At 64.7% G+C, this 24,326-nt stretch carries 19 protein-coding genes; 7 read left to right on the forward strand and 12 right to left on the reverse strand.

Annotation, left to right across the window (positions count from 1 at the left end):
- The first annotated feature begins 55 nt into the window (after positions 1 to 55).
- The 3 genes from ACSSV4_RS01365 to ACSSV4_RS01375 are packed head-to-tail and all read left to right on the forward strand — an operon-like array spanning position 56 to position 5,548.
- Positions 56 to 1,996: an efflux RND transporter periplasmic adaptor subunit gene (locus tag ACSSV4_RS01365; RefSeq protein WP_454272974.1), complete on the forward strand. Its 1,941-nt coding sequence runs from the start codon at positions 56 to 58 to the stop codon at positions 1,994 to 1,996.
- The gene (locus ACSSV4_RS01370; protein ID WP_454272975.1) at positions 1,993 to 5,172 is read left to right on the forward strand and encodes an efflux RND transporter permease subunit; all 3,180 of its coding nucleotides are present in this window, start codon (positions 1,993 to 1,995) and stop codon (positions 5,170 to 5,172) included. The genes ACSSV4_RS01365 and ACSSV4_RS01370 overlap by 4 nt, the downstream gene beginning before the upstream one ends.
- 37 nt (positions 5,173 to 5,209) lie before the next feature.
- The gene (locus ACSSV4_RS01375) at positions 5,210 to 5,548 is read left to right on the forward strand and encodes a copper-binding protein (RefSeq protein ID WP_454272976.1); all 339 of its coding nucleotides are present in this window, start codon (positions 5,210 to 5,212) and stop codon (positions 5,546 to 5,548) included.
- A gap of 62 nt (positions 5,549 to 5,610) precedes the next feature.
- Here ACSSV4_RS01375 and ACSSV4_RS01380 read toward each other — a convergent pair whose 3' ends face one another.
- The 3 genes from ACSSV4_RS01380 to ACSSV4_RS01390 form a co-directional block, all read right to left on the reverse strand.
- Positions 5,611 to 6,219, reverse strand: coding sequence for a hypothetical protein (locus tag ACSSV4_RS01380; protein ID WP_454272977.1), 609 nt, complete (start codon positions 6,217 to 6,219; stop codon positions 5,611 to 5,613).
- A 111-nt stretch (positions 6,220 to 6,330) separates the two neighbouring features.
- The gene (locus tag ACSSV4_RS01385) at positions 6,331 to 7,377 is read right to left on the reverse strand and encodes a sodium:calcium antiporter (protein ID WP_454272978.1); all 1,047 of its coding nucleotides are present in this window, start codon (positions 7,375 to 7,377) and stop codon (positions 6,331 to 6,333) included.
- A gap of 321 nt (positions 7,378 to 7,698) precedes the next feature.
- The gene (locus ACSSV4_RS01390; RefSeq protein WP_454272979.1) at positions 7,699 to 9,705 is read right to left on the reverse strand and encodes a tetratricopeptide repeat protein; all 2,007 of its coding nucleotides are present in this window, start codon (positions 9,703 to 9,705) and stop codon (positions 7,699 to 7,701) included.
- 98 nt (positions 9,706 to 9,803) lie between these two features.
- Between ACSSV4_RS01390 and ACSSV4_RS01395 the strand changes: the two genes are divergently transcribed.
- The 4 genes from ACSSV4_RS01395 to ACSSV4_RS01410 all read left to right on the forward strand — a co-directional run bounded on the left by ACSSV4_RS01395 (position 9,804) and on the right by ACSSV4_RS01410 (position 14,604).
- Positions 9,804 to 11,669: a glycosyltransferase family 2 protein gene (locus ACSSV4_RS01395; RefSeq protein ID WP_454272980.1), complete on the forward strand. Its 1,866-nt coding sequence runs from the start codon at positions 9,804 to 9,806 to the stop codon at positions 11,667 to 11,669.
- Complete coding sequence (locus tag ACSSV4_RS01400) at positions 11,666 to 12,712, forward strand: glycosyltransferase family 2 protein (RefSeq protein WP_454272981.1); 1,047 nt, start codon at positions 11,666 to 11,668, stop codon at positions 12,710 to 12,712. Before ACSSV4_RS01395 ends, ACSSV4_RS01400 begins: the two co-directional genes overlap by 4 nt.
- 126 nt (positions 12,713 to 12,838) lie before the next feature.
- Positions 12,839 to 13,588, forward strand: a complete 750-nt coding sequence (locus tag ACSSV4_RS01405; protein ID WP_454272982.1) for an FkbM family methyltransferase — start codon at positions 12,839 to 12,841, stop codon at positions 13,586 to 13,588.
- 44 nt (positions 13,589 to 13,632) lie between these two features.
- Complete coding sequence (locus ACSSV4_RS01410; RefSeq protein ID WP_454272983.1) at positions 13,633 to 14,604, forward strand: glycosyltransferase family 2 protein; 972 nt, start codon at positions 13,633 to 13,635, stop codon at positions 14,602 to 14,604.
- Between the two features lie 3 nt (positions 14,605 to 14,607).
- Here the strand turns inward: ACSSV4_RS01410 and ACSSV4_RS01415 are convergent, their stop codons facing one another.
- From ACSSV4_RS01415 to ACSSV4_RS01455, 9 genes are all read right to left on the reverse strand, one after another.
- Positions 14,608 to 15,204 carry a hypothetical protein gene (locus tag ACSSV4_RS01415; protein ID WP_454272984.1) on the reverse strand — a complete coding sequence of 199 codons (597 nt, stop codon included), beginning with the start codon at positions 15,202 to 15,204 and terminating at the stop codon, positions 14,608 to 14,610.
- Positions 15,204 to 15,989: an FkbM family methyltransferase gene (locus ACSSV4_RS01420; protein WP_454272985.1), complete on the reverse strand. Its 786-nt coding sequence runs from the start codon at positions 15,987 to 15,989 to the stop codon at positions 15,204 to 15,206. The genes ACSSV4_RS01415 and ACSSV4_RS01420 overlap by 1 nt, the downstream gene beginning before the upstream one ends.
- A 126-nt stretch (positions 15,990 to 16,115) precedes the next feature.
- On the reverse strand, positions 16,116 to 17,177 hold the full coding sequence (locus ACSSV4_RS01425) for an ATP-binding cassette domain-containing protein (protein WP_454272986.1): 1,062 nt from the start codon (positions 17,175 to 17,177) through the stop codon (positions 16,116 to 16,118).
- Between the two features lie 14 nt (positions 17,178 to 17,191).
- Positions 17,192 to 18,235, reverse strand: a complete 1,044-nt coding sequence (locus tag ACSSV4_RS01430; RefSeq protein ID WP_454272987.1) for an ABC transporter permease — start codon at positions 18,233 to 18,235, stop codon at positions 17,192 to 17,194.
- Between the two features lie 95 nt (positions 18,236 to 18,330).
- Complete coding sequence (locus ACSSV4_RS01435) at positions 18,331 to 19,293, reverse strand: ABC transporter substrate-binding protein (RefSeq protein WP_454272988.1); 963 nt, start codon at positions 19,291 to 19,293, stop codon at positions 18,331 to 18,333.
- A 54-nt stretch (positions 19,294 to 19,347) separates the two neighbouring features.
- A complete protein-coding gene (locus ACSSV4_RS01440) occupies positions 19,348 to 20,061 on the reverse strand; it encodes a DUF3726 domain-containing protein (protein WP_454272989.1) in 714 nt (237 codons plus the stop codon).
- Positions 20,061 to 21,716: a hypothetical protein gene (locus ACSSV4_RS01445; protein WP_454273388.1), complete on the reverse strand. Its 1,656-nt coding sequence runs from the start codon at positions 21,714 to 21,716 to the stop codon at positions 20,061 to 20,063. Before ACSSV4_RS01445 ends, ACSSV4_RS01440 begins: the two co-directional genes overlap by 1 nt.
- Before the next feature lie 20 nt (positions 21,717 to 21,736).
- Positions 21,737 to 22,744 (reverse strand): membrane dipeptidase, encoded by a 1,008-nt coding sequence (locus ACSSV4_RS01450; protein WP_454272990.1) that lies wholly within the window; start codon positions 22,742 to 22,744, stop codon positions 21,737 to 21,739.
- The gene (locus ACSSV4_RS01455; RefSeq protein ID WP_454272991.1) at positions 22,741 to 24,192 is read right to left on the reverse strand and encodes an aldehyde dehydrogenase family protein; all 1,452 of its coding nucleotides are present in this window, start codon (positions 24,190 to 24,192) and stop codon (positions 22,741 to 22,743) included. Before ACSSV4_RS01455 ends, ACSSV4_RS01450 begins: the two co-directional genes overlap by 4 nt.
- Positions 24,193 to 24,326 lie beyond the last annotated feature (134 nt).

The following is a 24,326-nucleotide window of genomic DNA, read 5'->3' on the forward strand; positions in this document are numbered from 1 at the left end:
GGCATGGTTTGGCCGTGGCCTGTGGTCCCGGCTGGTCTGAAGACAGGTATATGACATGCGTGGACGATACGCGGCGCTGACCGTGCTGGCACTCTTCACCGGACTAGGCGTCGGAATCGGGATCGAGCGCGAACGCGCGGTCGGTGCCGGAACAGGCGATGAGGGCGGGCCGGAGATCCTCTACTGGGTGGCCCCGATGGACCCGAGTTTCCGCAAGGACGGGCCGGGCAAATCTCCGATGGGGATGGAGCTGATCCCGGTCTATGAGGGCGAGACGACCGCAAGCGACCCATCCGAGCTGCGGCTGAGCGCGGTGGAGGTCAATGCCATCGGTGTGCGCAGCGCCGTGGCCCGCGTCGAGGAGGTGGCGCAGCGCGTCGAGACGGTGGGCTTTGTCACCTATGACGAGCACGCAACAAGCCATATTCACACGCGCGTCGAGGGCTGGATCGAGCGGCTGGCGGTGCGTGCCGTGGGCGATCCGGTCGCCGAGGGCGATCTTCTCTTTGACCTGTTCGCGCCCGAGATCACCATTGCGAGCTCTGAGTTGATGCGCGCCACGCGGCGGCAGAACGCGCAGGAAATCACCATCGCGCGCACGAAACTCCGTAATTTCGGAGTAAGCGCGCGGCAGATCGAGGAGATGGCGCAGGCAGATATTCCGGCGCAGCGCATCCGCTATTACGCGCCGCAGGACGGAGTGGTGATCGCTCTTGCCGGGGCTGATGGCATGTTCCTACGGCCCGAAACCCGAGCGTTGTCGCTGGGCGATCTGTCCTCGGTCTGGCTGATCGTGGATGTTTTCGAGCGCGACATGGGACGGATTACACCGGATATGCGCGCCGAAGCGCGGATAGAACATTTGCCGGGGCGGGTCTTTACCGGCGAGATCGATTATATCTTTCCCGAGCTCGATCCCGAGACGCGCACGCTCAAGCTGCGGCTGCGGTTCGGCAATGTCGAGGGGCTGCTTAGGCCCAACATGTTCGCCAATGTGGCGCTTGTCCCGTCCGAGGGTCGCGAGGCGCTGACCGTGCCGTCGGAGGCGGTGATCCGCACCGGGCGCGCCGAGCGGGTGATTCTGCGCGGCCCCGAGGGCACGTTCCGGCCCCGGCTGGTAACCACGGGTTTGCGCGGTGGTTTCGGCGCGGGGGGACGGACGGAGATCGTGCAGGGGTTGGAGCCGGGCGAGGAGGTCGTGGCCTCGGCGCAGTTCCTCATTGACAGCGAGAGCGCGCTCAAAGCGGGCATGATGCGGTTCGCGCCGACCGAGGCCGAGCCTGTCGCTGGGCGGGGAGTGCTCGTGTCGTTTGACCCTGAAACCCGGCGCGCGCGCATCCGCCATGACGTGATCGAGGCGCTTGACTGGCCCGCGATGGAGACGGTGTTCACCGTGCGCGCCGATGTGGCGATTGAGGGGCTGGCCCCGGATGACGCGCTGCGCTTCGAGATCGTGCGCGGGGCCGATGGCCTCATGGCTTTGACCGATCTGGGCCGCGACGACGGCATCGCCGCCACCGGGCGCGGGGTGGTGCACGCGGTGACCGCGGACGGCAAGCTGACAATGAGCCACGATCCGATCCCGGCGCTCGGCTGGCCCGAGATGCGGATGGACTTCGACGTGGCGGGCGTCGATCCGGCGACCGTGCCGCTGGATGCGACGGTCAGTTTCGATCTGGCCAAGGGCGCGGACGGGATGTTCGTCATCGTGGCCCTGCGCGCCGAGGACGGGGCCGGGGCGGAGCCCGAGGTGCCAGAGACCGAGGCCGCGCCGATCACCGTAACCGGCACGATCAACGGCGTATCGGACGGCATGGCCAACATCACCCACGGCCCCATCGCCGCCATCGGAATGCCCGGCATGACGATGGAGTTCGCGCTGGCCGATGGGCTTGATCCCGCAACGCTGCCCATCGGGCGCGAGACGGTGATCGAGATGGCGCAGGGCGCGGATTTCTCGCTCACCGTGCTGGGTATCCGGGAGCTCAGCCAATGATCCCCGCGCTCATCCGCTGGTCGCTGGCCAACCGTTTCATCGTGATCGTTCTGGCGCTGATGCTGGCGGCGGCGGGGGTCGTGTCGCTGCGCAACACGCCCGTGGATGCGATCCCGGATCTCTCGGACGTGCAGGTGATCATCAAGACGCCCTATGCGGGCCAGGCGCCGCAGGTGGTCGAGGATCAGGTGACCTATCCCATCGCCACCGCCATGCTGGCAGTGCCGGGGGCGGTCGATGTGCGCGGCTTTTCGTTCTTTGGCGACAGTTTCGTCTATGTCGTCTTCGAGGACGGCACCGATCTCTACTGGGCGCGGTCGCGGGTGCTTGAATACCTCGCACAGGTGCAATCCGACCTGCCGCGCGGCGTCAGCCCCGAACTTGGCCCCGATGCGACCGGGGTGGGGTGGATCTATCAATACGTGCTCATAGACCGCACCGGCGGGCATGACCTGTCGCAGTTGCGCAGCCTGCAGGACTGGTTCCTGAAATTCGAGTTGCAGACGGTCGACGGCGTCTCGGAGGTGGCGACCATCGGCGGCATGGTCAAGCAGTATCAGGTGGTCGTGGACCCGGGCAAGCTGCGCGCGTTCGACATTCCGCTGGCCCGTTTGCGCACCGCCATCGAGGACGCCAATTCAGAGACTGGCGGCAGCGTAATCGAGATGGCCGAGGCCGAATACATGGTCCGCGCCACGGGTTACGTGGACGGCATCGATGATCTGGCACAGATCCCGCTGATAGTGAACGAACGCGGCGCGGCGCTGACCCTTGGCGACGTGGCCGAGATCCGGCTGGGCCCGCAAATGCGTCGGGGCGTGGGTGAGTTTGACGGGATCGGCGACGCCGTGGGCGGTGTCGTCGTCATGCGCTGGGGCGAGAATGCGCTCGCCACCATTGAGGCGGTGGAGGAAAAGCTGAAGAGCTTGCGCGCCTCGCTGCCCGAGGGTGTGGAGATCGTCACCACCTATGACCGCTCGGGCGTGATCGAGCGGGCCATCGACAATCTGCAGAAGAAGCTGACCGAGGAATTCATCGTAGTCGTGCTGGTCTGCGGTGCGTTCCTGTTGCACCTGCGCTCATCTCTAGTGATCGTGCTGTTTCTGCCCCTGGGCGTGTTGGCCGCGTTCACCGTGATGCGGCTTCAGGGGATCAACGCCAACATCATGTCGCTGGGCGGGATCGCGATTGCCATCGGTGCCATGGTGGATGCGGCCATCGTCATGATCGAAGCGATGCACCGCAAGATGGAAGGCAAGCGCCTGAGCGCTGAGGAGCGCTGGCGCGCGGCGGGCGAGGCGGCGGCCGAGGTGGGGCCAGCGCTCTTCTACTCGCTCGCTATCATCACCGTGAGTTTTCTGCCGGTCTTCGTGCTCGAGGCGCAGGAGGGGCGGATGTTCAAGCCGCTTGCCTTCACCAAGACCTATGCGATGGCGGCGGCGGCGATCCTGTCGGTGACGCTGGTGCCGGTGCTGATGGGCTACCTTATCCGGGGGCGGATCGTTCAGGAGCGGCGCAATCCGCTCAATGTGGTCACTCAATGGCTCTACCGTCCGTTTCTCGATGCGGCGGTGGCTTGGCCCTGGGCGACGGTCCTGCTGGCGGGGATCCTGGTCGGCTCGATGTTATATCCGGCACAGCGTCTGGGAACCGAGTTCATGCCGGAGCTCAACGAGGGCGATTTCCTCTACATGCCGTCGCTCTATCCCGGTGTCTCCATCGGCAAGGCGCGCGAGGTGTTGCAACAGACCAACCGGATGATCGCACAGGTGCCTGAGGTCGAGACGGTGCATGGCAAGCTGGGGCGCGCCGAGACGGCGACAGACCCCGCGCCCCTGACGATGATCGAGACCACAGTGCAGTTGAAGCCGCGCGAGGACTGGCGGCCTGATGTGACGATGGAGGATATCCGAAATGAGCTCGATGCGCGTGTGCAGGTGCCGGGTGTCACGAATGTGTGGATCCAACCGATTAAGAACCGGATCGACATGCTGGCCACAGGCATCAAGACGCCAGTGGGCGTCAAGATATCCGGTGCCGATCTTGATGTGATCGGAGAGATCGGCGTGGCGGTGGAGCGCGCGGTGGCGGGCATCCCCGGCACCAGTTCGGCTTATGCCGAGCGGCCCATCGGCGGACGGTTCATCGAGATCGACATCGACCGGATGGCGGCGGCGCGCTATGGCCTGTCGATCGCGGACGTGCAGCAGGTGGTGCAGACCGCCATCGGCGGGCAGACGATTGCAGAGTCGGTCGAGGGGCTGGAGCGGTTCCCGATCAACCTGCGCTACCCGCGCGACTGGCGAGACAGCCCGGACCGGCTGACGGATCTGCCGATGGTGACGCCCTCGGGCGCGCATATCCCGCTGGGATCGGTGGCCGAGGTGCGGCTAGCGGACGGACCGGGCATGATCCGGTCCGAGAACGCGCGGCGCACCGGCTTTGTCTTTATCGACATCGCGGGCCGCGATCTGGGTGGTTATGTCGAAGAGGCGCGCGCGGTGGTGGCCGACGCAGTCGATCTGCCCCCAGGCTATTCGCTGACATGGGCGGGGCAATACGAATATGTCGCGCGCGTTCAAGAACGGTTGAGCATGGTCGCGCCCGCGACCTTGCTGATCATCACGCTGATGCTGTTTCTGGCCTTCAACCGGGTGACCGAGGTGGCGATCATCCTGCTGGCGCTGCCCGTGGCCCTGGCGGGTGGGATCTGGCTGATCTGGGTCTTGGGCTATGCCGTGTCGGTCGCGGTGCTGGTGGGGTTCATCGCGCTCGCTGGTGTGGCGGTGGAGACGGCGATTGTGATGCTGCTCTATCTCAACCTCGCCTGGGACCGGCGCCTGCTGGCGGCCAAGGACGAGGGCCGCGCGGTGACCCACGACGATATCGAGCAGGCGGTGTTCGACGGCGCGCTTTTGCGGCTTCGGCCAAAGCTGATGACCGTCGCCACGATCTTCGCCGGGCTGATCCCGATCATGTATGGCGACGCCACCGGATCAGAGGTGATGCAGCGCATCGCCGCCCCGATGATTGGCGGCATGGCCACGGCGACGCTGCTGACGCTGTTCGTCATCCCAGCGACTTTCGTCATCTGGAAGCGGCTGGCCTTGGCCCGGATCAACCGGCAGGACTTGCAGCCCATCCGCCCCTTTTCTACCCCACAGCCCGGTGAATGACCGGGCTGTTCTTTCGCGCTCAAACATGGAGGACACCATGCGCAAATTTATCCTGACCCTGGCCTTGGCCGCTCTGCCGGCCCCCGCGGCACTCGCCCAGAGCAATATGAGCGGTCACGGCATGACCATGGGCGATCACGCGACCATGGCCGATGACGTGCATGCCGAGGCCACATTGAACAGCCTGTCGGAGGGCATGGCGAATGTCAGCCATGGCCCCATTCCCGATATCGGTTGGCCTGCCATGACCATGGACATGACTTTGCTCGACGGGGCCGAAATGGACGGGGTCACGCCGGGTGACAAGGTGATGATGATGCTGGAAAAGGGCCCCGACGGCATGTTCGGCATTCGCGCGCTCCTGCCGATGGAATGATCGAGCGGGCGCGGACCAGCCCCCGAACCTGCCGGAGATCTTGGACACGAACGCTCTACGCTTCAGGCCCGCATGTCGGGCACCCAGCCTGCGGCATAGAGCTCGACCAACGGTTTGGGGGTCAACACGCTGACCTCCTCCGGCAGATTTGAGTCAATGGGGTGATAGCCTGCAAAGCTCCACCGCAGGAAAGCGCCGTCCCAAATCAGAATTGGGCCATCCGGGTCGGCAAGGATCGTACCGTTCGGAAGGTCGGCCAGTCTTTCCCGAAAAATGATCTTTCCCCGTTGCCTCGAAATCCGCGCGACATGCAGCGCCCTGTCGATAGCCTGCGGCGCGGATCCTCCGCCAGTCGGAGGGCCGTGCACGTCGCACCAAGCATCGACGAATGACCGGTACCGCGAGCGCCTGCATGTAGCACAGGGCCGGTGCCCGGCAGCTAGCGCCGTCGCCTCGTCGAGAAAGAACAGCTGGGTGTAGTGTCCGGGTGCCATCAGGCTCTGTTTGCGGCCCTTGAATTGTAACGCGCAGGTCACCCAGTTACAATGCGCGTGGGTTCTGACGATCCGACCGTCCGCGTCGTGAAGGATACCGCGATTAACCATCAGCGTTCCCTTGGACGGGACGGCGTGTAGCGCGCCCGTCGGCGCGACACGGTTCTGAAATGGCATGAACTCCCTCCGTTTCCTGCAAGACGTCTGTGGATCACGCCGTCCTGCGTCCATGTGCTATCGCGCAAACTGACCGGCATTTCGGCAAGGTCGCACCCATTCGAATGCGGATCACGGTCCGGCCATCATCGTTATCTGCATCGCGATGGCACTGGCATAGATTCCGAGCAGCGCCACGCTTTCGGCCCCGATGCGGGCTGGTCCGACGCGTTGGCGCAGGACCAGCCCGCCCAGCAGGACTGCGGTCATCAGAATCGCAGTGAGGGTCCAGACCTGGTCGCCCGCGCCTGCCGCGTGATAGAGCGAGCCGTCGCGGAACGAGACGTCTGCCGCGCTGAGAAATAACGTGTCAAAGCTGTTGCCGCCGATGATGCCGCCGACCGCCAGTTGCAGCGCGCCGCGCCGCACGGCAGCGACCGTGGTCACGAGTTCGGGAAAGGATGTCACTACGGCGGTCGCCAACGCCCCGACCAGCGATTCGGACAGCGACAGGCGCCCGGTGATCGCACCGGCCGTCTTGGCGATGACCCAACCCGCGCTGCCCATGACGAGCATCAGCAGGGCCAGTTCGAGGAAGAGCCGGCCGGTGCTTTTCCGGCGGTCGGTCTCGGTCTCTTCTTCGGGGCGGTCCTCGCGTGTCTCGGTGGTCGATACCGGCTGCCACATCGGCTTTTCGCGCAGCGCACGGGTGGCGAACAGCCCGCTGATATAGACAACCGGAATCAGCAGCGATACCGGATGAACGGCAAACGGGGCGGTTTCCGTTCCGCTGGCTGCGAGCAGCGGCAGCGTCAGCAGCACTATCAGCGTGATTGACTGGAAAATGTTGCCGAGATCGGCTGCCGCATGTTCCAGATTGGCCTTGCGATAGACCAGGTCGGCGATAGCAAGAAAGGCGGTCTGCGCGGCAATGCCGCCGATCGCGTTTGAATAGGCAAGTGACGCCTGCCCATCAAGCGCGGCGGTGATCGACACGATGATGCCGCTCAGGGAGGTGGCCGCGCCCAGCAGAACGGCACCTGCGAGGGCCTCGCCGATACCGGTCCGGTCGGCCAGTTTGTCTACGAGACGGGTGATGCGGAGGCCACTGACCAGCACGATCACCGCTGCCAGCAGAAACCCTGCGCCCAGATACGGGATCGACCAGCTGGCAAACATCGGGCGCGGTCCTTTCTACGTCTCACGCGTGGTCAGGCCTGTGCGGCGTCTTCGCTGCGATCGCAACATGGCTTGACTGTATCATCCCTCAACGTCGGCTTGAAGATCAGTGCGCTCCCGATTTTTTGCAGGCCGCACGCATGTGCATTTTTGCGCTGACCGGTAGCGAGTGGGTGTGCGCGAAACCCTGACCTGACAGGAGCTTGCAAATCATGCCGTTACGCCGTTGCAGCGGTATCGTCTTGGACGATGGATGATCCTTGAGTACACTCAGGGGCATAACGGCGAAGATCCGCGTCACACCATCCCGTTGCGCAGGCCTCACGCCTGCTTTCGCGACAGCCGGTCACGCCGGTTCCTATAGCGTTGCTGGTTGGGGGCGATTTCGGCAGCGCGGTCGAGGGCGGCGACGGCGGCGTCCTCCTCATCCATCCTGCGGCAGACCTCCGCGAGATAGGCGTGCAGTTCGGCGGTGCTGTCATCCATCGACGAGGCCTGTTCGAAGTAGGTGCGCGCCGCAGCCATGTCACCCGCCTGTTCATGAATTTGCCCGATCAAAAAATGCCAGAAGGCATGATCGGGTGCATGGGCACGGCAGGCGTCCATCTCGACCAATGCCGTCTCGTGATCGCCGCGCAGCAGCAGGATCTCCGCCTGCCGCTTGCGCACCAGCGGATCGTTGGGGGCCTGCGCCACCGCCTTGGTATTGCGCGCAAACGCATCATCAAGCCGCCCCATCCGCGCCTCGAGCAGCGCGCAAAAGCTGAACGGCCCGGCCCCCGGCACGCAGGTCTCATGCGCCAGAAGCCGCTTACGCATCGCTTCCAGTTCCTGCGTCGACTGCAACAACCGCCCGGTTTTGCCATCGAGCGGGAACCACGGCCATTCGATGGCGATGGTCGACAGATCCGCCGCGCGACGCCGCAGGATCTTGCCCTGCTGCACCACGATGTTGGTCTGCTGATAGCGCACCGGCAGGGCCATCAGCGTGGCACGGTCAAACGGCAGCGTCGCGCCGGGCTTGAGCCGCCCGCGCTTGATCATGAACGACCCCAGCACCGTCACATCCGGCAGCATCGGCTTTTGCCAGAAGGCGCGCAGGAACGACCGCCGCGCGGCGAACCGCTTGCCCAATGCCCCAAGGATATGCGCCCGGATGGCGAGGCCGGAGATATAGTTCTCCTGCCACTGGTTCGGATGCGCAAGGGCGGTCTCCACATGCGTCAGCGCCTCATCCCATTTGCTGAGATAGATGCCGTTGGTGGCATGCATCAGCGCCATGAAGGCATTGTCGGCACCCGCATCCAGAATGCTCTGACCGATCTCCCATGCCTCGGCCTCGCGCCCGGTTTCCTGCAGGCGGCGGGCGAGTTTCACATAGACATGCGCGGCCTCGCTCGGGGTGATGAAATTATCCACACCGGCGTTGAACCGGGTCACCAGATGCTCATAGGCGGCGTCGCGTTCCGCAAGGGTCATCACCTCGTGAAAGCATTTGCGCTCCTGTCCGCTCAGGCGGGCAGCGGCGCGGCTGAAGGCGCTGATCGGCGGGGCCACGATCTCGGAGGCGCGCGACATGGCGAAGAGCTCCAGAAAATCGCGCTGCACCGGCTTGCAATCGACCAGATCGACCAGATCGGTGATGCTGCGCACGTGGCTCTGCGCGGTGGTAAAACGCGCGATGCTCTCGGCCTGATCGGAGAACACCAGCGCGCCTGCGCCTGCGTTTTTTTCCAGGTAGGCCGAATAAAGCTCATCCGGCTCGATTTTGGCGGGCCATTCTTTGTGCTTCCACGGGTCTTCATTGAGGATGTCACCGCGCCGGATGTGATAGGCCACGACGCGCCCGCTGCCCTGCGCCATCGCCGCTTCGATCGCCTCGATATGGCGCTGCACCACCGGGTTAAAACCGATATGGGAGATGAAACCGCGAAACCGACCGCGCAGGTCGGCCTCATCCTCCCACGGGAAGGCCACGATCTCGAACCCCTCGTCGAGCAGGACATGCCCACCCTCGGCCAGATGCGCCTCCAGCCGCTTGGGCGTCTTGTCCTTGAGAAAGGACCACAGCGGTTTGGTCAGGCTGTCCAGCGCCTCGAAGCTCTCGTTGTCGATGAAATGCCGGTCGATGAATTCCTGCGCGAAAAGATCCGACGGCGTGTCGAGTTTCGGGGCCATCGCCCCGCGCGGGAACCAGTTGATGCGGAAATCAGTGCCGTAATCCTCGGCCAGGCGGATGCTGTTGAGCATCATCAGCAGGCGCGCGCCCAGCTGATCCTTGCGCAACCCGATGAACCACCCGCGCCCGTTTTCGGCACCCGTCGACATAAATCAACCTTTTCTATATCATGGAAATTTTATACACTCACTGGAAACAGTCGCAAGCGCTCCCGCTGCCGGGCCGTGGCGAAGGAGTTGGTGAGTTCATGACAACCGGGCCGAAACTGGTGCTGAGCGCCTATGTGGCGCAGCCTGATGCCTGTTTTCTGGAATGGCTGGCCTATCACCGCGCGATTGGCGCAACCGATGTCGTGGTGTTCACGGATCGGCGACAATCCGGCAAGCAACCGCTATTTGACGCGCTTGCGGCGGCGGGTGTGCTGCGCATCGTACCCGTCGCGGTCGATCCCGACATGAAGGAAGAGATCCATAATTCCGCGTTGCGCGCCGGGCGCCTCGAGGCCGAGGAGAGCGGCGGTTACGGCCTCTACCTCGCGGCGGACGAGTACTTCTGCATCATGAGCAGCGCCAAAAGCGTCCAATCGCTGATGCGCGCCTCGGGTGGGGCGGATGTGCTCTCGACCCCGGTGCGGGTGGCGGGCGTAACTGAGGCAGAGGAGCCTGGGTCGGTCCTCTTCGATGCGCGCATGGCGGCGCCTGTGACGTCCGATGCACCGCTGCGCAGCGTGGTCCGGCTTGGCCTGTTTGGCGCACGCAACCCCGAGGTGCCGACCGGTCCGGCGCAAGGTAAACAGGCGCTCAAATGGAGGAATGGCGACAGCGCGCCGATGCCGGAACCGCACAGCCGCCTGACATGGATCGGAGATGCCGCGACGCGCGGCACGGCAAAGGCGACGATCCTGAAAATTCCCGCGCCGAGTGCCGCAACCTATCATCTGAGGCAAGAGGCTCTGCCGACCAAACAGCGCCCGGATGCCGAGGCTCTGCGTGACCGGCTGGAAAGCTATCGCGCGATAAAGGGCGAAGGCCCTGACCTGTCGCCGCATCTGGCAGAAACCGCGCGCGTGCTGGGAACGCTGATGGCCTTGCCCGGTCTGGCCGAGGCGCAAGAGGCGCTCTGCGCCGAGGAGCGCGCTCTGGGCGACCGGCTGCACGAGGCCACTGCCTCCGACGCACCGGTCGAGGCAGCCCCGCCTGCGCCGCGTCCCGAGGCGAAGGAGGATGGCATCGAGCCCGATGACGACATGCGCCCCGAGGCCTCCGCCGCTCTGCCGCCATGGTTCGCCGAAATCCATACCGGGGGCGAAAACGAGGGTTTCTATACCAGGCTGCAAAATCACGCGCTGGTCTGCATCCGGCGCGATCCGTCGCGCCTTGTAGTGAGTTTCGACAACCTCTCGAACGTCAACGATCTCTCGCCCGAGCGCGAACCCTGGGCCTATAAATTCGTGCGCGACAATGGCTGGTCGCACATGGCGGTGATGGCGCGGCGCAAGGATTGGTATCGCTGCCCGCAACTGATCGCCCATCTCGAAAAGCTGGCCGCGGACGGGGTCTTTGCCGAGTTTGAAAAGGTAATCCTGACCGGCACCTCAATGGGTGGCTTCGCGGCGCTGGCCTTCGCCTCGTTAGCGCCCGGTGCCACGGTCGTCAGCTTCAACCCGCAGACAACGCTCGACGAAACGTTGGTGCCCTGGGAAAAACGCTTTGGCATGGGACGCGCGCGCGACTGGTCGCTGGCCCATAGCGATTGCGCCTTCGAGATCGACGAGGTCGAAAAGGCCTTCGTGCTCTACGATCCGTTCTTCGAGCCCGACCGCCGCCATGTCGACCGGCTGGAGGGCGACAACGTGATCCGGCTCAAGACCTGGTGTTCGGGGCATTTCTCGCCGGTGTTCCTGCGCCGTGCGGGGCTGCTCAAGCCGCTGATGCAGCACGCGCTCGACGACACGCTGACGCCGCAGGTCTTTTACAAGATGTATCGCGACCGCCGCTTTCTGCCGTGGTATCGCAAGGCGCTGCAAACCAACCTGCAAGAGCGCGGCCATGACAAGCTGGCGCGAATCGTCAGCCCCGCCTTTCGCAAACTCAAGAGACAGGCCGCCGAATGACCAAGCCCGGAGCGATCACCGCCGCCCTTCCCGTCCCCGCCCTTGGCGGCAGCCATGTCGTCATGACGACGATGAAGAACGAGGGGCCCTTCCTGCTGGAATGGATCGCCTATAACCTGACCATCGGCTTCACCGGCTTCGTGATCTTCACCAATAATTGCGACGACGGCACCGACCTCATGGCCGAGCGGCTGGAGGAGCTGGGCTATTGCAGTCACCGGCCCAACGACGTCTCGGACGGCTCGCCGCCGCAGCACAAGGCGCTGCGCCGCGCCACCGCCCATCCGTGGGTCACGGGGGCCGAGTGGCTGATCTGTCTCGATGTGGACGAGTTCATCAACCTGCGCGAGGGCGTGCAGACGCTCGATGAGATGATCGCCGTCATGGGCGATTGCGATGCGGTGTCCTTTGTCTGGAAACTGTTCGGCTGTGGCGGGGTCGAGGAGTACGCCGACACCCCCGTGACCGATCAATTCTTTCTCACGGATATCGAGGATGATCCGGCCAACGGGCGCGCCATCGGCTTCAAGACGATGTTCCGCAACAACGGCCTCTTTCGCAAATACAACCCGCACCGCCCCAAGGGCGTCCCCGAGGGGCGCGAGGATGCGGTGCGCTGGTCCGATTGCGGCGGCAACCTGCGCCCGATGGGGCAGATCGGCTGGCGCGCATGGTCGGGGTTCAGCAACCGTTATGCACGGCTGCATCACTACTCGGTGCGCTCGCTCGACAGCTTCTTGGTCAAGCGCGACCGGGGTCGCACCAATCACATCGCCCGCGAGCAGACCGAACATTACTGGTCCGATATGAACGTCAACCGCACGGAGGATCGCAGTATCCTGCCCCATGCCGAACGCGCACGCCCGGTGCTCGACGCGCTCAAGGCCGATCCGGTTCTGAGCCGCCTGCACCGCGAGGCCTGCGACTGGCACCGCGCCAAGATCGCCGAATTGAAGGACCGCCCCGGCTGGGACGAATTCCTCGGGTGGCTCAAGGTCAACAAGATCGAGACAAAGGACGAGGTCACCGAGAAAGATTATTGACAAAAACGCGGGCCTGCCGGCTTGATGAGATGCCGGGTGATCTTGCGGTTTACAAGCGTGACAACCGGCGGGCAGCAGTCGTGAGGGCGCGGCATCGCGTCCCGGACATTTTACAGGACCATTCGCATGAACGCAGATCCAATGCTTCATCCCAAGAAGAAACACCGCGACAAGATCATCGCCAAGGGCGGACCGATGGGGGCTGTGGCGCGGCTGTCGAAATATTCCGAGCGTCGCGGCGCGGTGCTCGATGTCGGCGTCAATCGTGGCACCATGGCGCTGCCGTTGTGCCGCCTCTTCTGCGACATGCCGATCTACCTGATCGAGCCGATCCCGGCGCAATGCGACTACGTGCGCGAGCGTTTCTCTCGGTTTCCGACGGTCGAGGTGCATCAGTTGGCCCTCTCGCACGAGACCGGGCAGAGCGATTTCCACCTTGCCGATCATGTCGGCAGTTCATCGCTCTTCACCAATACCGGCGAGGAGGCCGCGCAGCATTCCGGCCACTCCGCCGCCGAGACGATCACCGTCGAGACCAACCGCCTCGATGACTGGTGCGCGGCGAACGCGGTCGATCACATCACCTGCATGAAGCTCGACACGCAGGGCAGCGAATTCAACATCCTCATCGGGGCGCAGGATCTGCTGTCGCGCGACGCTATCGACATCATCATGCTCGAATGGTTCGCCATTCCGCATTATGACGGCGTGCCCCTGCTGGACGAAATCCTGACCCTGATGCGCGGCCATGGCTACCTTCTCTACGACATCTTCCCGTCACGGCGGCTGAAGAACGGGCAGTTGCGGTTCGGCGATGCGGTGTTCATCTCCGAAACCTTCCGCAAGACCCGCCTGCCCGCCGCACAGGGCACCTGACGTGCGGCCCGGCACTCTCTGACCGAAAGGACGGCGCATATCCGATGGGACGCTTTGTCATTGTCACCCCGATGAAGAACGAGGGGCCGTTCATTCTGGAATGGGTCGCGCATAATCTGGCCATCGGCGTGGACGAGATGGCGATCTTCTCGAACGATTGCACCGATGGCTCGGATGCCCTGCTCGACCGGTTGCACGAGATGGGCAAGCTGCATCATGTCGATAACAGCTCGAAAAAGCCCGCGCCGCAGCGCCGCGCCTATCGCCGGTTTCTCAAGATGGATCTCGCCGGACCCGAGGATTGGGTGATCCCGATCGACGCCGACGAATACATCAACGTCAAGACCGGCGATCACACGTTGCGCGCCCTGACGGGTGCGTTACCGCAAGCGCGCACGCTGTCGATGACATGGCGGCTCTTCGGCAATGCCGGGGTCGCGGCTTATGAGGATGCCTTTCTCGCCGATCAGTTCCAGATGGCGGCCGCCGACATGACCCGACGCCCGCCGCAGGCCTGGGGGCTGAAAACCATGTTCCGGCGCGACCTGTGGGGGCATATCGGCGTGCACCGGCCCAAGCGGCCCACGGTCGACACCTTTGCCGAAACCCATTGGTACAACGGCTCGGGCGAGCCGATGCCCGAGCGTTACATGGAAGGCAGCTGGCGCTCGGGGCCGGATTCGCTCGGCTATGATCTGGTGCAACTCAATCACTACGCGCTCAAATCCTGCGAATCCTATCTGGTGAAAAAAGCCCGGGGCCGCGCCCATCACGGCGGCGAGGCGCTTGGCCTCGACTACTGGAACAAGATGAACCACAACCGGATCGAGGATCGCAGCATCGATGGCATCCGCCCGCGCAAGGCCGAGATTTACGATAACTTGCTGTCCGACCCGGCCCTGCGCCGCCTCCACGAGGCCTGCTGCGACAATCACCGCGCGCTGATCGCAGAACTGCGCGAGCGTCCCGATTTCAGCGATCTGGTGCAGGGCCTCTTGCCAGAGACGGCGGTCTAACCGTCAGAACGGGTTGGCAAACGCGCCGATGATCTGGGTCAGGTCCTCGCGCGGCAGGGCCATCTTCTTCAACTCGAACCGGGCCATCCGTCCGCGCATCTCGACCGGCTTGGCAAAGCGTTCCACCGCATGATAGCGCGGCCGGTCGCCGTAATCGTCGAACAGCACCACAGTCTTGCGGGTGCAGCGCAGCATCACCGCGTAAAAGCACGCCTCGCGGAAACGCCCGTCGATGAGCACCGTATCGGGGGCCTGAAACTCGGGGTGATCCCAGATATCGAGCGCATATTCGTGATAGCGCCGATAGCCGCTGCTATCCACCGGGCGGCCCCATTTGCCGGTCTTGCCGATCGGGGTATAGTGCAGATGCACCGGCGACGGCGCGCCCGCCTCATCGAGATAGGCCTGCAGGCGGCGTGTCCAGCGGCGGTCGCTCTCGACCGAAAAGACCGTCTTGCCGGTCATTTCCGAGGCCAGCACGGTCGAGCCGCCGCTGCCATATTCGAGAATGACCTTGGAGGCTGCATAGGTCTCGCGCACCCAGTCGCCCACCTCGGGCGAAAACGTCAATTCGGGGCGTTCCAGAACCGCCTTGTCCATCACTTGCACTCCTTCACCGGGTCACGCATCCACCGCCCCGGCAGTGCGAGGGCGGGTTTTCTGGGGTTGTGCCGCCGGTCGAGCGGATGCGGCAGCGCGGTCGCCGGGCGCAGGCCCTGCGCCCTGTCACGTCGCAACAGCGTCGCCTCGACCACGCGCGGGATCGGCTCGCCATCGATCTCGACACTGCCCGACACGTTGTTGGGATGCAGATGCACCGTTACAAAATCCTCGCGCAGCTTTTCGATCGCGGCCAGCGCCGGGCCCATGAAGCGCGGCTTGGTCAGGATCGAGGGCAGGTGGTGCCATTCGATCACGATCATCCGGAACCGGCGCAAGAGGTCACGCGGCGCGGCAAACAAAGTGGCATATTCCGCCCCCTCGATATCCATCTGCAACAGCAGGTCCGACCCGGGGTCGGGATCGGTCGCCGCCACCCAAGAGGCCAGCGTCATGACCTCGCCCTCATCCTTGTCGCCAAGGAATTTCCGCAGGAATTCTGCCCCCGGCACGTTCAGCGGGGGCCGCTCGACCGAGGCGTCGGCCATGAAGGACGCAATGCCCCGCTTGGCCATGTCCATCTCGAAACTCGCCTGCTCTGACACGCCGGGTGAGTAGCACGCCGCGATCCCGCGCAGATCATCGGGCAACAGGTAGCCGCCATCGCCAAAATCGCCCATCCGGATCAGCGGCGTGTCAGTCTCATAAGGGCGCATGAAGGCGTCGATCACCGCCGCCCCCTCCGCATCGTGGACGGATCGGGTAACGGAGGCTTGGGTGCTCATGACGCGGGTCTCTGTTCTGGTAACGGCCTGTGGGTGGGTGGCGGGGCATGCCCTGCCACCTCTGTTATCTGCTATTCACGCGACAATAGCACATCCGCGCGGCATTACAGCCCTGTAAATGCCGCCTCAGACGGCCCGGTCGCGCATGCCGCCCTCTGCCGCCCCGGTGGGCACCAGCGCGCGCACCAGTTTCTGCATCTCCAGCGCGCCCACCTGTTGGCCGTCGCGCATGACGCGGTAACACAGCCCGGTATTGCCCTCGGAAATCGCAATGACCGATTCCAGCGTGTCGTCAGGGCCGACCTCGCCCGCGAACTCGCGGTCCTGCGCCTTGGTTTCCTCCATCACCGACCGCACCCGCAGCACCCGTGCGCGGTTAATGTCGCTGATGAAATCCACGATGTAAGGGTCGTTGGGATGCAGCAGGATCTCCTGCGGCTCGCCCTGCTGCACGACCTGCCCGTCCTTGAGAATGACCAGGTGATCGGCCAGTTTCAGCGCCTCGTCGAGGTCGTGACTGATGAACACCACGGTCTTCTGCAATTCCTCCTGCAACTCCAGCAGCAGGTCCTGCATGTCGGTGCGAATAAGCGGATCGAGCGCCGAGAACGCCTCGTCCATCAGCATGATCGGCGAATCCGAGGCCAGCGCCCGCGCGATACCGACCCGTTGCTGCATTCCCCCCGACAGTTGATGCGGATACTGCCCGCCCTGCCCGCCAAGACCCACGCGATCCAGCCATTTGAGCGCATCGTCCTGAAAATCGGCCTTGGTCTCACCGCGCACGGCGCGGGCCATTCCGGTGTTCTCCAGCACGGTGCGATGCGGCAGCAACGCGAAATGCTGAAACACCATCGACATCTGCTCGCGCCGCAGGCGGCGCAGGTCACGCTCGCCATAGGCCAGCACATCCTCGCCATCGAGCAGGATCTGCCCCGCCGTCGGCTCGATCAGCCGGTTGAGGTGGCGGATCAGCGTCGATTTGCCAGATCCCGAGAGGCCCATGATTACGGTGATATCGCCGCCGCGCATATCGACATTGATGTCCTGAAGGCCCAGCACATGGCGGTGCTTCTCCATCAGGTCCGGCTTGCCCATCCCGGCGCGCACATGCTCCAGCGCGCCCTTGGGGTCCGACCCGAAGATCTTGTAGAGATTGCGGATCGAAATCTTGACGTCTTTTTCCATTGCAGCGGCCCCGTTCATGAGTTTCTCTGCACCGCACTTGCAGCATTGACACGGGCCAGCGCCGCCTTGGTCACCCGGTCAAGGATCACCGCCAATAGCACGATGCCCAGACCGGCGATCAGACCGACGCCCAGTTCCAGATTGCGAATGCCGCGCAGCACCAGCACGCCCAGACCCGGCGCCGACACCAGCGAGGCGATCACCACCATCGCAAGGCTCATCATGATGGTCTGGTTCACCCCCGCCATGATGTTGGGCAGCGCGAGCGGGATCTGCACCCCGTAGAGCTTTTGCCGGTCGGTCATGCCGAACGCCTCGGCGGCCTCGATAACCTCCTTGTCGACCAGCCGGATACCCAGATCGGTCAGGCGGATCACCGGCACGATGGCATAGAGGATGATCGCGATACCGTAGAGTTTCGGCTCGGTCACCGAGAAAAGGAAGATCAGCGGAATGAGATAGACGAAGGGCGGCAGCGTCTGGAGCATGTCCAACACCGGGATCGTCAGCCGTTGCATCGTGTCGCTGCGCGACATGGCGATGCCTATGGGCACGCCCAAGAGCACACATAGAAAAGCGCAGACAAAGATGATCGCCAGCGTTTGCATAGCGAAATTGTAATGGTCGATGAAGGCGAGGAAGAGGATCGAAAACGCGACAAATCCCACCAGCTTCACGGATTTCGACGCGAACCAGACGATCCCCAGCAGGATCGGGATCATGATGAACCACGGCGTGTTCTGGAAGGCGTAGAGTGCGCCTTCGAGAAACCAGCTTAGCGGTTGGGTGATCGGATCGAGCACCACCTTGAGCGAATCCTTGATATCCAGAAAGCTGGTCTCGACCCCCTTGGTCAGGTCGCGGGTCCGGGCAATCGCCGGGCAAGCCTCGTTCAGCGCATCGAGAGAGGGAAAGGGCAACTCCCAGATGGGGGTGCTTTCACCGCCGCCCGAGCCCTGGGCGAGAAGGTCGGCCATGCTCATCGGGCCGGTGGTGGCATCCTTGTCGCACCACTCGCGCAAGCCGAGCCCGTTGAAGATGAAATCATATGTCGCCATGTCGGCTCTCCCTGCGCAGGCCCTTGGCGGGCCTTGTCGTGCTTATTGGGCAAACGGGGCCGCGCATGTCGCACGGCCCCGCCCGAAGGCATCGTTTACTTGATGATGCCGCTCAGTTTCTCGGCAGCGGCGTCATTCACCCAACCTTTCCATGTGTCGCTGTTCTGCGTCAGGAAGTGGACGGCGGCCTCTTCTGCCGAGGCGCTGTTATCCGCCTGCCATGCCAGAAGGTTGCTCAGCTCCTGCGTGCCAAAGGAGATGTTGCTCACCAATTCGAACACTTCAGGGTTCCGCTCCGCGAAATCCGAGGTGACGACGGTCAGCACCGGGGCCGCAGGGTAGGCGGATTTGCCGGGATTGTCGCAATCCTGCGTCTGGTTGCAGGCATGCACCTCGGGCTTGTGCGGACCCATGTCCACGGCCACCATGTTGTAGCGGCCCAGAACGGCGGTCGGGCCCCAGTAATAGCCGAACCACGGTTCCTTGTTCTCGTAGGCCGAGGCCATGGCGGCGGGCAGCGTGTCGCCCGAGCCGTGGTTGAACACCTCGATGCCGTGGCCCTCGAAGTCGAACGCCTTGACGAGGTTGTCATTGGCAATCCGGCAGCCCCAACCGTCGGGGCAATTGTGGAAGCGACCGCCCACGAGTTCTGGATTGGCCAGCACGCCCCCGATGGTGGCCAATTCGGGGTGCTCTTCCACAAGGTAGTCAGGCACCCACCAGTTCTCGCTGCCGCCCTCGGAGAAGACATCGGCGGCCTTGACCACCTTGCCCTCTTGCTCAAGCTTGAAATAGGCGGGGGCGGAGTTGACCCAAAGCTCCGGCACGACGTCGGGCTCGTTGTTTTCGGCGAGCGAGGTGATGGCGGTGGTGGTGGCCGAGGGCACGAGCGTCACGTCGCAGCCATAGCCCTGCTCCATCAGGAACTCGGTGATCTTGGAGATGATCGAGCCCGAGGCCCAGTTCATCTCGGCGACGGAGACTTCGCCGCAGTCTGCATGCGCCATCGCGGGCGCGGTCAGCGCGCCGAAGGCCAGTGCAAGTGTCAGTTTTTTCATGGTCTTTTCTCCCGGTTGAGTGATCGTTGTCATGGTAGGTCGTTTGATCGCGGGTCAATCATTGTCATCCCCCGCAGCCCCCGCCCCGGCGCGCGAGGCGTCCGAAGGCGGGACGGTGACGCGCAATGCCAAAGCATCGAGCGCCTGCCAGTCGGTGAGTGCGATGCCTTGGACGGGCACGCCGTAAACTGTCGGTATTGCGTCGGTATCGCGTCGGTCCGGAGTGACGAGGCGCAGATCGGCGGGGGCCTCGTGCTCTTGCCCTAGGGACAGGGTGAGCGGCTCTGTGCCCGCCGGTCGGAGCGTGATCTCAGCGCCCCTCCATCCGATCCGCAGCGGCAGGTCAAGCCGCGTGGCCGCGCGCGCGGCGAAGGGCAGGATGAGGCGCGGATGCGCGACGGTGTCGATGCGCAGGCCGTCGTTGCCCGGCCCTTCGGGCAGCGCCGCAAAATCGGCAAGAGCCAGCCCCGTGCGCAGCGGGCAAAGCGGCCCCATGCGGGCCTGCCAATGGCCGGGCGCGGGCAGGGGGCGGGCCAGCGTGGCGCAGTCCTGCACCCAGTGCAGCATGATCGAGGGTCCGGGCAATCCTGCGCGCGTGAGCCAGGCGGCGGCCCATCCCGCCTCTTCCGCCTCGCCCCAGCTCAGCCCGGACCCGCGCGCCGCCTTGAAGCACAGCGCGTTGATCTCCGACAGCGACAGGCAGACGCGCGCCGGGTGCTGCATTTCGGGGGCCGAGGCAGAGCGGGTGGGATCGTTGGGCGACATCATCACGGCGCGTCCCCCCGGTTCAGGTCGTCGGGATAGGGCGCGCCCTGAAACAGGCTGATGCGCACCCATCGGTCCGAGCGCGGATCGAACCGCGTGGCCCCGAAGAAGGCCAGCTTGCAGCGCAAGAGGTCGATGGGCAGCATGTCCGCGTCGATCAGGTTGTCGCGGATTTCCGCGAACGGGTGCCGCACGGTGGTCTGCACACGGCGCACCATCAGGCGATGCTCGGGATGGGCCAGCAGGAAGTGCGCAAGCGGGCCATCACCGTCCTCCTCCTGCAAGGCGTGCCACAGCGCCGCCGCCTGCCGCCCGGTATCGAGCGGGAGTTCGCGGCTTGCGTCCTCCTCCTCAAACCGCTCGCCAAGGCGCGGCTCGAGCTTTTCCTCGGAGATATACCAGAAGCGGGCGCAATGGGCGGGGTCGCTGTAGTCGGTGTCGATGGCCCAGTCGTACTGCGCTTGCAGGATGTCGCGCAGTTCGGCCACGCGCATCGCGCCGTCAATGCCGAAATGCGCCTCTTCATCGGCCTGCATGCATTGGCCCAGCCCGTCGATCAGCGGCCCGTGCGGCTCCAGCATCGCGGCGAGCAGCGCCTCCTGCGCCTCGAGCGGCAGGTCGGCCTGCCCCCAGTGCCAGAGCGCGTCCCAGGGCTGCGGCGCGCTTGCGTCCCAGCCCTCTGCCACGAAGCGATCCAGCCGGGCCAGACCACCCCGCAGATCGGTCAGCTTGGCCTGTTGGATGGGGTGCGCGGTCTGCCAGTCGGTCGCGTTCTGCACCGCCGCCGCCAGCGTCGCGCGAAAGCCTGCCAGCGTCATCTCATCCGCCGACGCTTGCGCCCGCACCCGCGCCAGCGCCTCTTCGCGGGCCATCATCCAGTTGTTGAGCAGAATCGGGTGCCGCACCAGAAACGGTGCCATGCCGAGGCCGGTGGAATTGCCCACGCCGAGGCCCCGGCGCAGATCCTCGCGCAGCGGCACCGCCGCCGCGCCGCCGCGCGCGCGTGCCAGATGCTCGACCAGATCGACGGTAAAGGCGCGGGTCAGCCAGACCGACAGCATTTCGGCCTGAAACGGGGAGCTCAGAGCAGGCCGCCCGGCGATCATCGCGCGATCCGCTGCCCCGAACTTGCCCGAGCCATAGACGGCGGTGGTCCGCATCAGATAGCCGGTTTCGCGCAGCATCTGCGCATCGGGCTGCTGCCCCGCCGCCAGCCGCTCGACCACGTGATCGAAGAGCCGCACCGAGCGGTTGGCGCGGCTGAGCGACAACTCTTTCGGGCTGACGCGCCCGGCCTCCTGCAGCGGCACATTGGCCTGCAACCGGTCCAGATCATCGGCATCCGGCGTGCCGTCGAACAGCGCGAATGTCGCGTCCCACGCGGTCGCGATCACCCGGTCGGAGCGTTGATCGGCGGGCAGGTCATGGGCAAAGGCCACGAGGCTCAGGCTGCCGCCGTCAAAGCGCATCCGGTAGACCGCCCGCCCGACGCCATGCGCGTCCATCTCCCACACGGGACGGTCGAACACCCAGCCCTCGGCCTCGATCCGGCGCAGCAATTGGCGCAGGAACGACAGCCTTGTGGGGTGGCTGCATCCCATCCGGTCGAGGCGCATCACTTCAGCGGGCGGCCGCCGGAACGCTGCCGCCTGCGGCATGGGGTTCCGGCTCTCGCAACTCACTGCGCGGCCTCCTTGTAGCGGGGCGCAACGCTGCCGAAACTTTCGGCAAAGAACCGTGCCCAGTTGCCGCCCATGATGCCCGCCACCTCTGTATGGCTCATGCCGGTAGCGCGCAAACCCTGCGCGATTTGCCCAAAATCGCGATTGTCGCGGAACCAGTCGGGCATCGGTGGAAAGCCGGGCCTGTCGGCACTGCCCTCGCCGAAATCGACGGTCTTGGTCCAGCGACCAGAGCGCATCCACTCGACCACGCTGTCGGGCTGATCCTGGCACAGGTCCGAGCCGATGCCGAGCCGGTCGATGCCCATCCGCTCGGCGGTGCGGGCGACCATCGCGCAGAATTCCGTGAGCGTGCAGTCGCCGCCGCCACGCAAGTGATGCGGGTAGAGCGAAAAGCCCAGCATCCCGCCGCTTTCCGCCAGCGCGTCGAGCACGCGGTCGGACTTGTTGCGCCGGGCGGGGTGCCAGCCTGCGGGGTTGGCATGGGTGACGGCGATCGGGCGCGTCGAATGCTCGATGGCCTCAATCGTGGAACGCTCAGAGGAATGGCTCATGTCCACCACGAGGCCTACCCGGTTCATCTCGGCCACCACCTCGCGGCCCATGCGGGTGAGGCCGGTATCCTCGGCCTCGTAGCACCCGGTCGCGAGCAGGGATTGGTTGTTATAGGTCAGTTGCATGAAGCGCAGGCCGAGCCGGTGCAGCACCTCGACAAGGCCGATATCGTCTTCCATGCAACTCGGGTTCTGCGACCCGAAGAAGATCGCGGTGCGGCCCGTGGCCTGCGCAACGGCGATGTCGTCGGCGGTAAAGCCCTGAAAGATCAGGTCGGGATACTGCTCGAACCAGCGGTTCCACGCCTCGATATTCAGCACCGTCTCGCGGAAATTCTCGTGGTAAGTGATCGTCACATGCACCGCATCGACAGGGCCCGCGCGCATCTGCCGGAAGATATCCTCCGACCAGTTGGCATATTGCAGGGCGTCGATCCGGGGTGGTGTCATGCGGGGACCCCCGAATGGATGTAGGAGGTCTTGACCGTGGTATAGAATTCCTGCGCCAAGCGGCCCTGTTCGCGGGGGCCATAGCTCGATGCGCCGCGCCCGCCGAAGGGGACGTGGTAATCGGTGCCTGCGGTGGGCAGGTTGACCATCACGCAGCCCGCGCGCGCGTTGCGGCGGAAATGCGTGGCGCGGGCGAGATCGCGCGTCATGATCCCCGCCGTCAGGCCGAATTCGGTGTCGTTGGCCATGCTGAGCGCTTGCGTATAGCTGCCCGCCCTGAGGATGCAGGTGACCGGCGCGAACATCTCCTCGCGGTTGATGCGCATGGCATTGTCGGTGCCCGCAAACACGGCGGGGGCCATGTAATAGCCACTCGTCGCGCGCTCCAGCCGGGTGCCGCCGCAGAGGAGGTCTGCGCCCTCGGATTGGCCCAGCCTGATGTAATCGAGGTTGCCGCTGAGTTGCCCATCGCTCACCACCGGCCCGATCTGCGTGCCCTCCTCGAGCGCGTGACCGACCTTGAGCGCCTGCGTGGCGGCGACGAGTTTCTCGACGAAGGCGTCGTGGATGCCCTCCTGCACGATCAGCCGCGAGGCGGCGGTGCATTTCTGGCCGGTGCCGCCGAAGGCCGCGTTCGTCGCGTGGGCCACCGCCAGATCGAGATCGCAATCGTCGCAGATCACCATCGGGTTCTTGGAGCCCATTTCCATCTGGATCCTGGTCATGTTGACCATCGCCGCCGCCGCGATGCCACGCCCCACGGGGACCGAGCCGGTGAAGCTGATGGCGTCAACTTGCGGGCTTTCGACCAGACGCTGCCCTACATCGCGCCCCGGCCCCATCACGAGGTTGAAGAGGCCCTCGGGCAGGTCCTGCCTGGCTATGATCTCGGTCAGCGCCACAGCACTCGCCGGCGTCTGGTTGGCGGGCTTCCAGATCACCGCGTTGCCGAAGGCCAGCGCCGGCGCGATCTTCCACGCAGGCGTGGCGATGGGGAAATTCCACGGGCTGATGATCGCCACCACGCCCACCGGTTCACGGCGCACGTCGATCTCGATATCCGGGCGCACGCTGTCGGCGGTCTCGCCAAGCTGGCGCAGCGCCTCGGCGGCGAAATAGGTAAAGAACTGCCCGGCGCGATAGGTCTCGCCCTTGCCCTCGGCCAGCGGCTTGCCCTCTTCGCGGGCAATCATTGTCCCGATTTCCCCGGCGCGGGCCATGAGCTCGGTGCCGATCGCCATCAGCACATCGTGGCGCCTCTGCGGGCCGGTGGCACCCCATGTCGCTTGCGCCGCGCGCGCGGCAGACAGGGCCGTGTCAAGCTGCGCCGCATCGGCCTGCGCATAGTGGCCGATCACGTCCCTTAGATCCGACGGGTTGCGGTTTTCCACGGTGGCGGCACCGTCTTGCCATTGGCCTGCGATGAAGTTGCGCGTCTCCAGTGTCATGCCTGTCCTTTGCCCTGCGCCGCCGACCACCGCGCGGTGCGCAGGGTCGCGGTAAATCTCAGGCACGCAGCTTGCGAGGCGCAGATGATTAAATCAATCGCAAATTTCTTTACAAAATTTCAGATTTCCTGAAA

This window comes from Roseovarius sp. MBR-154 (assembly GCF_053628595.1).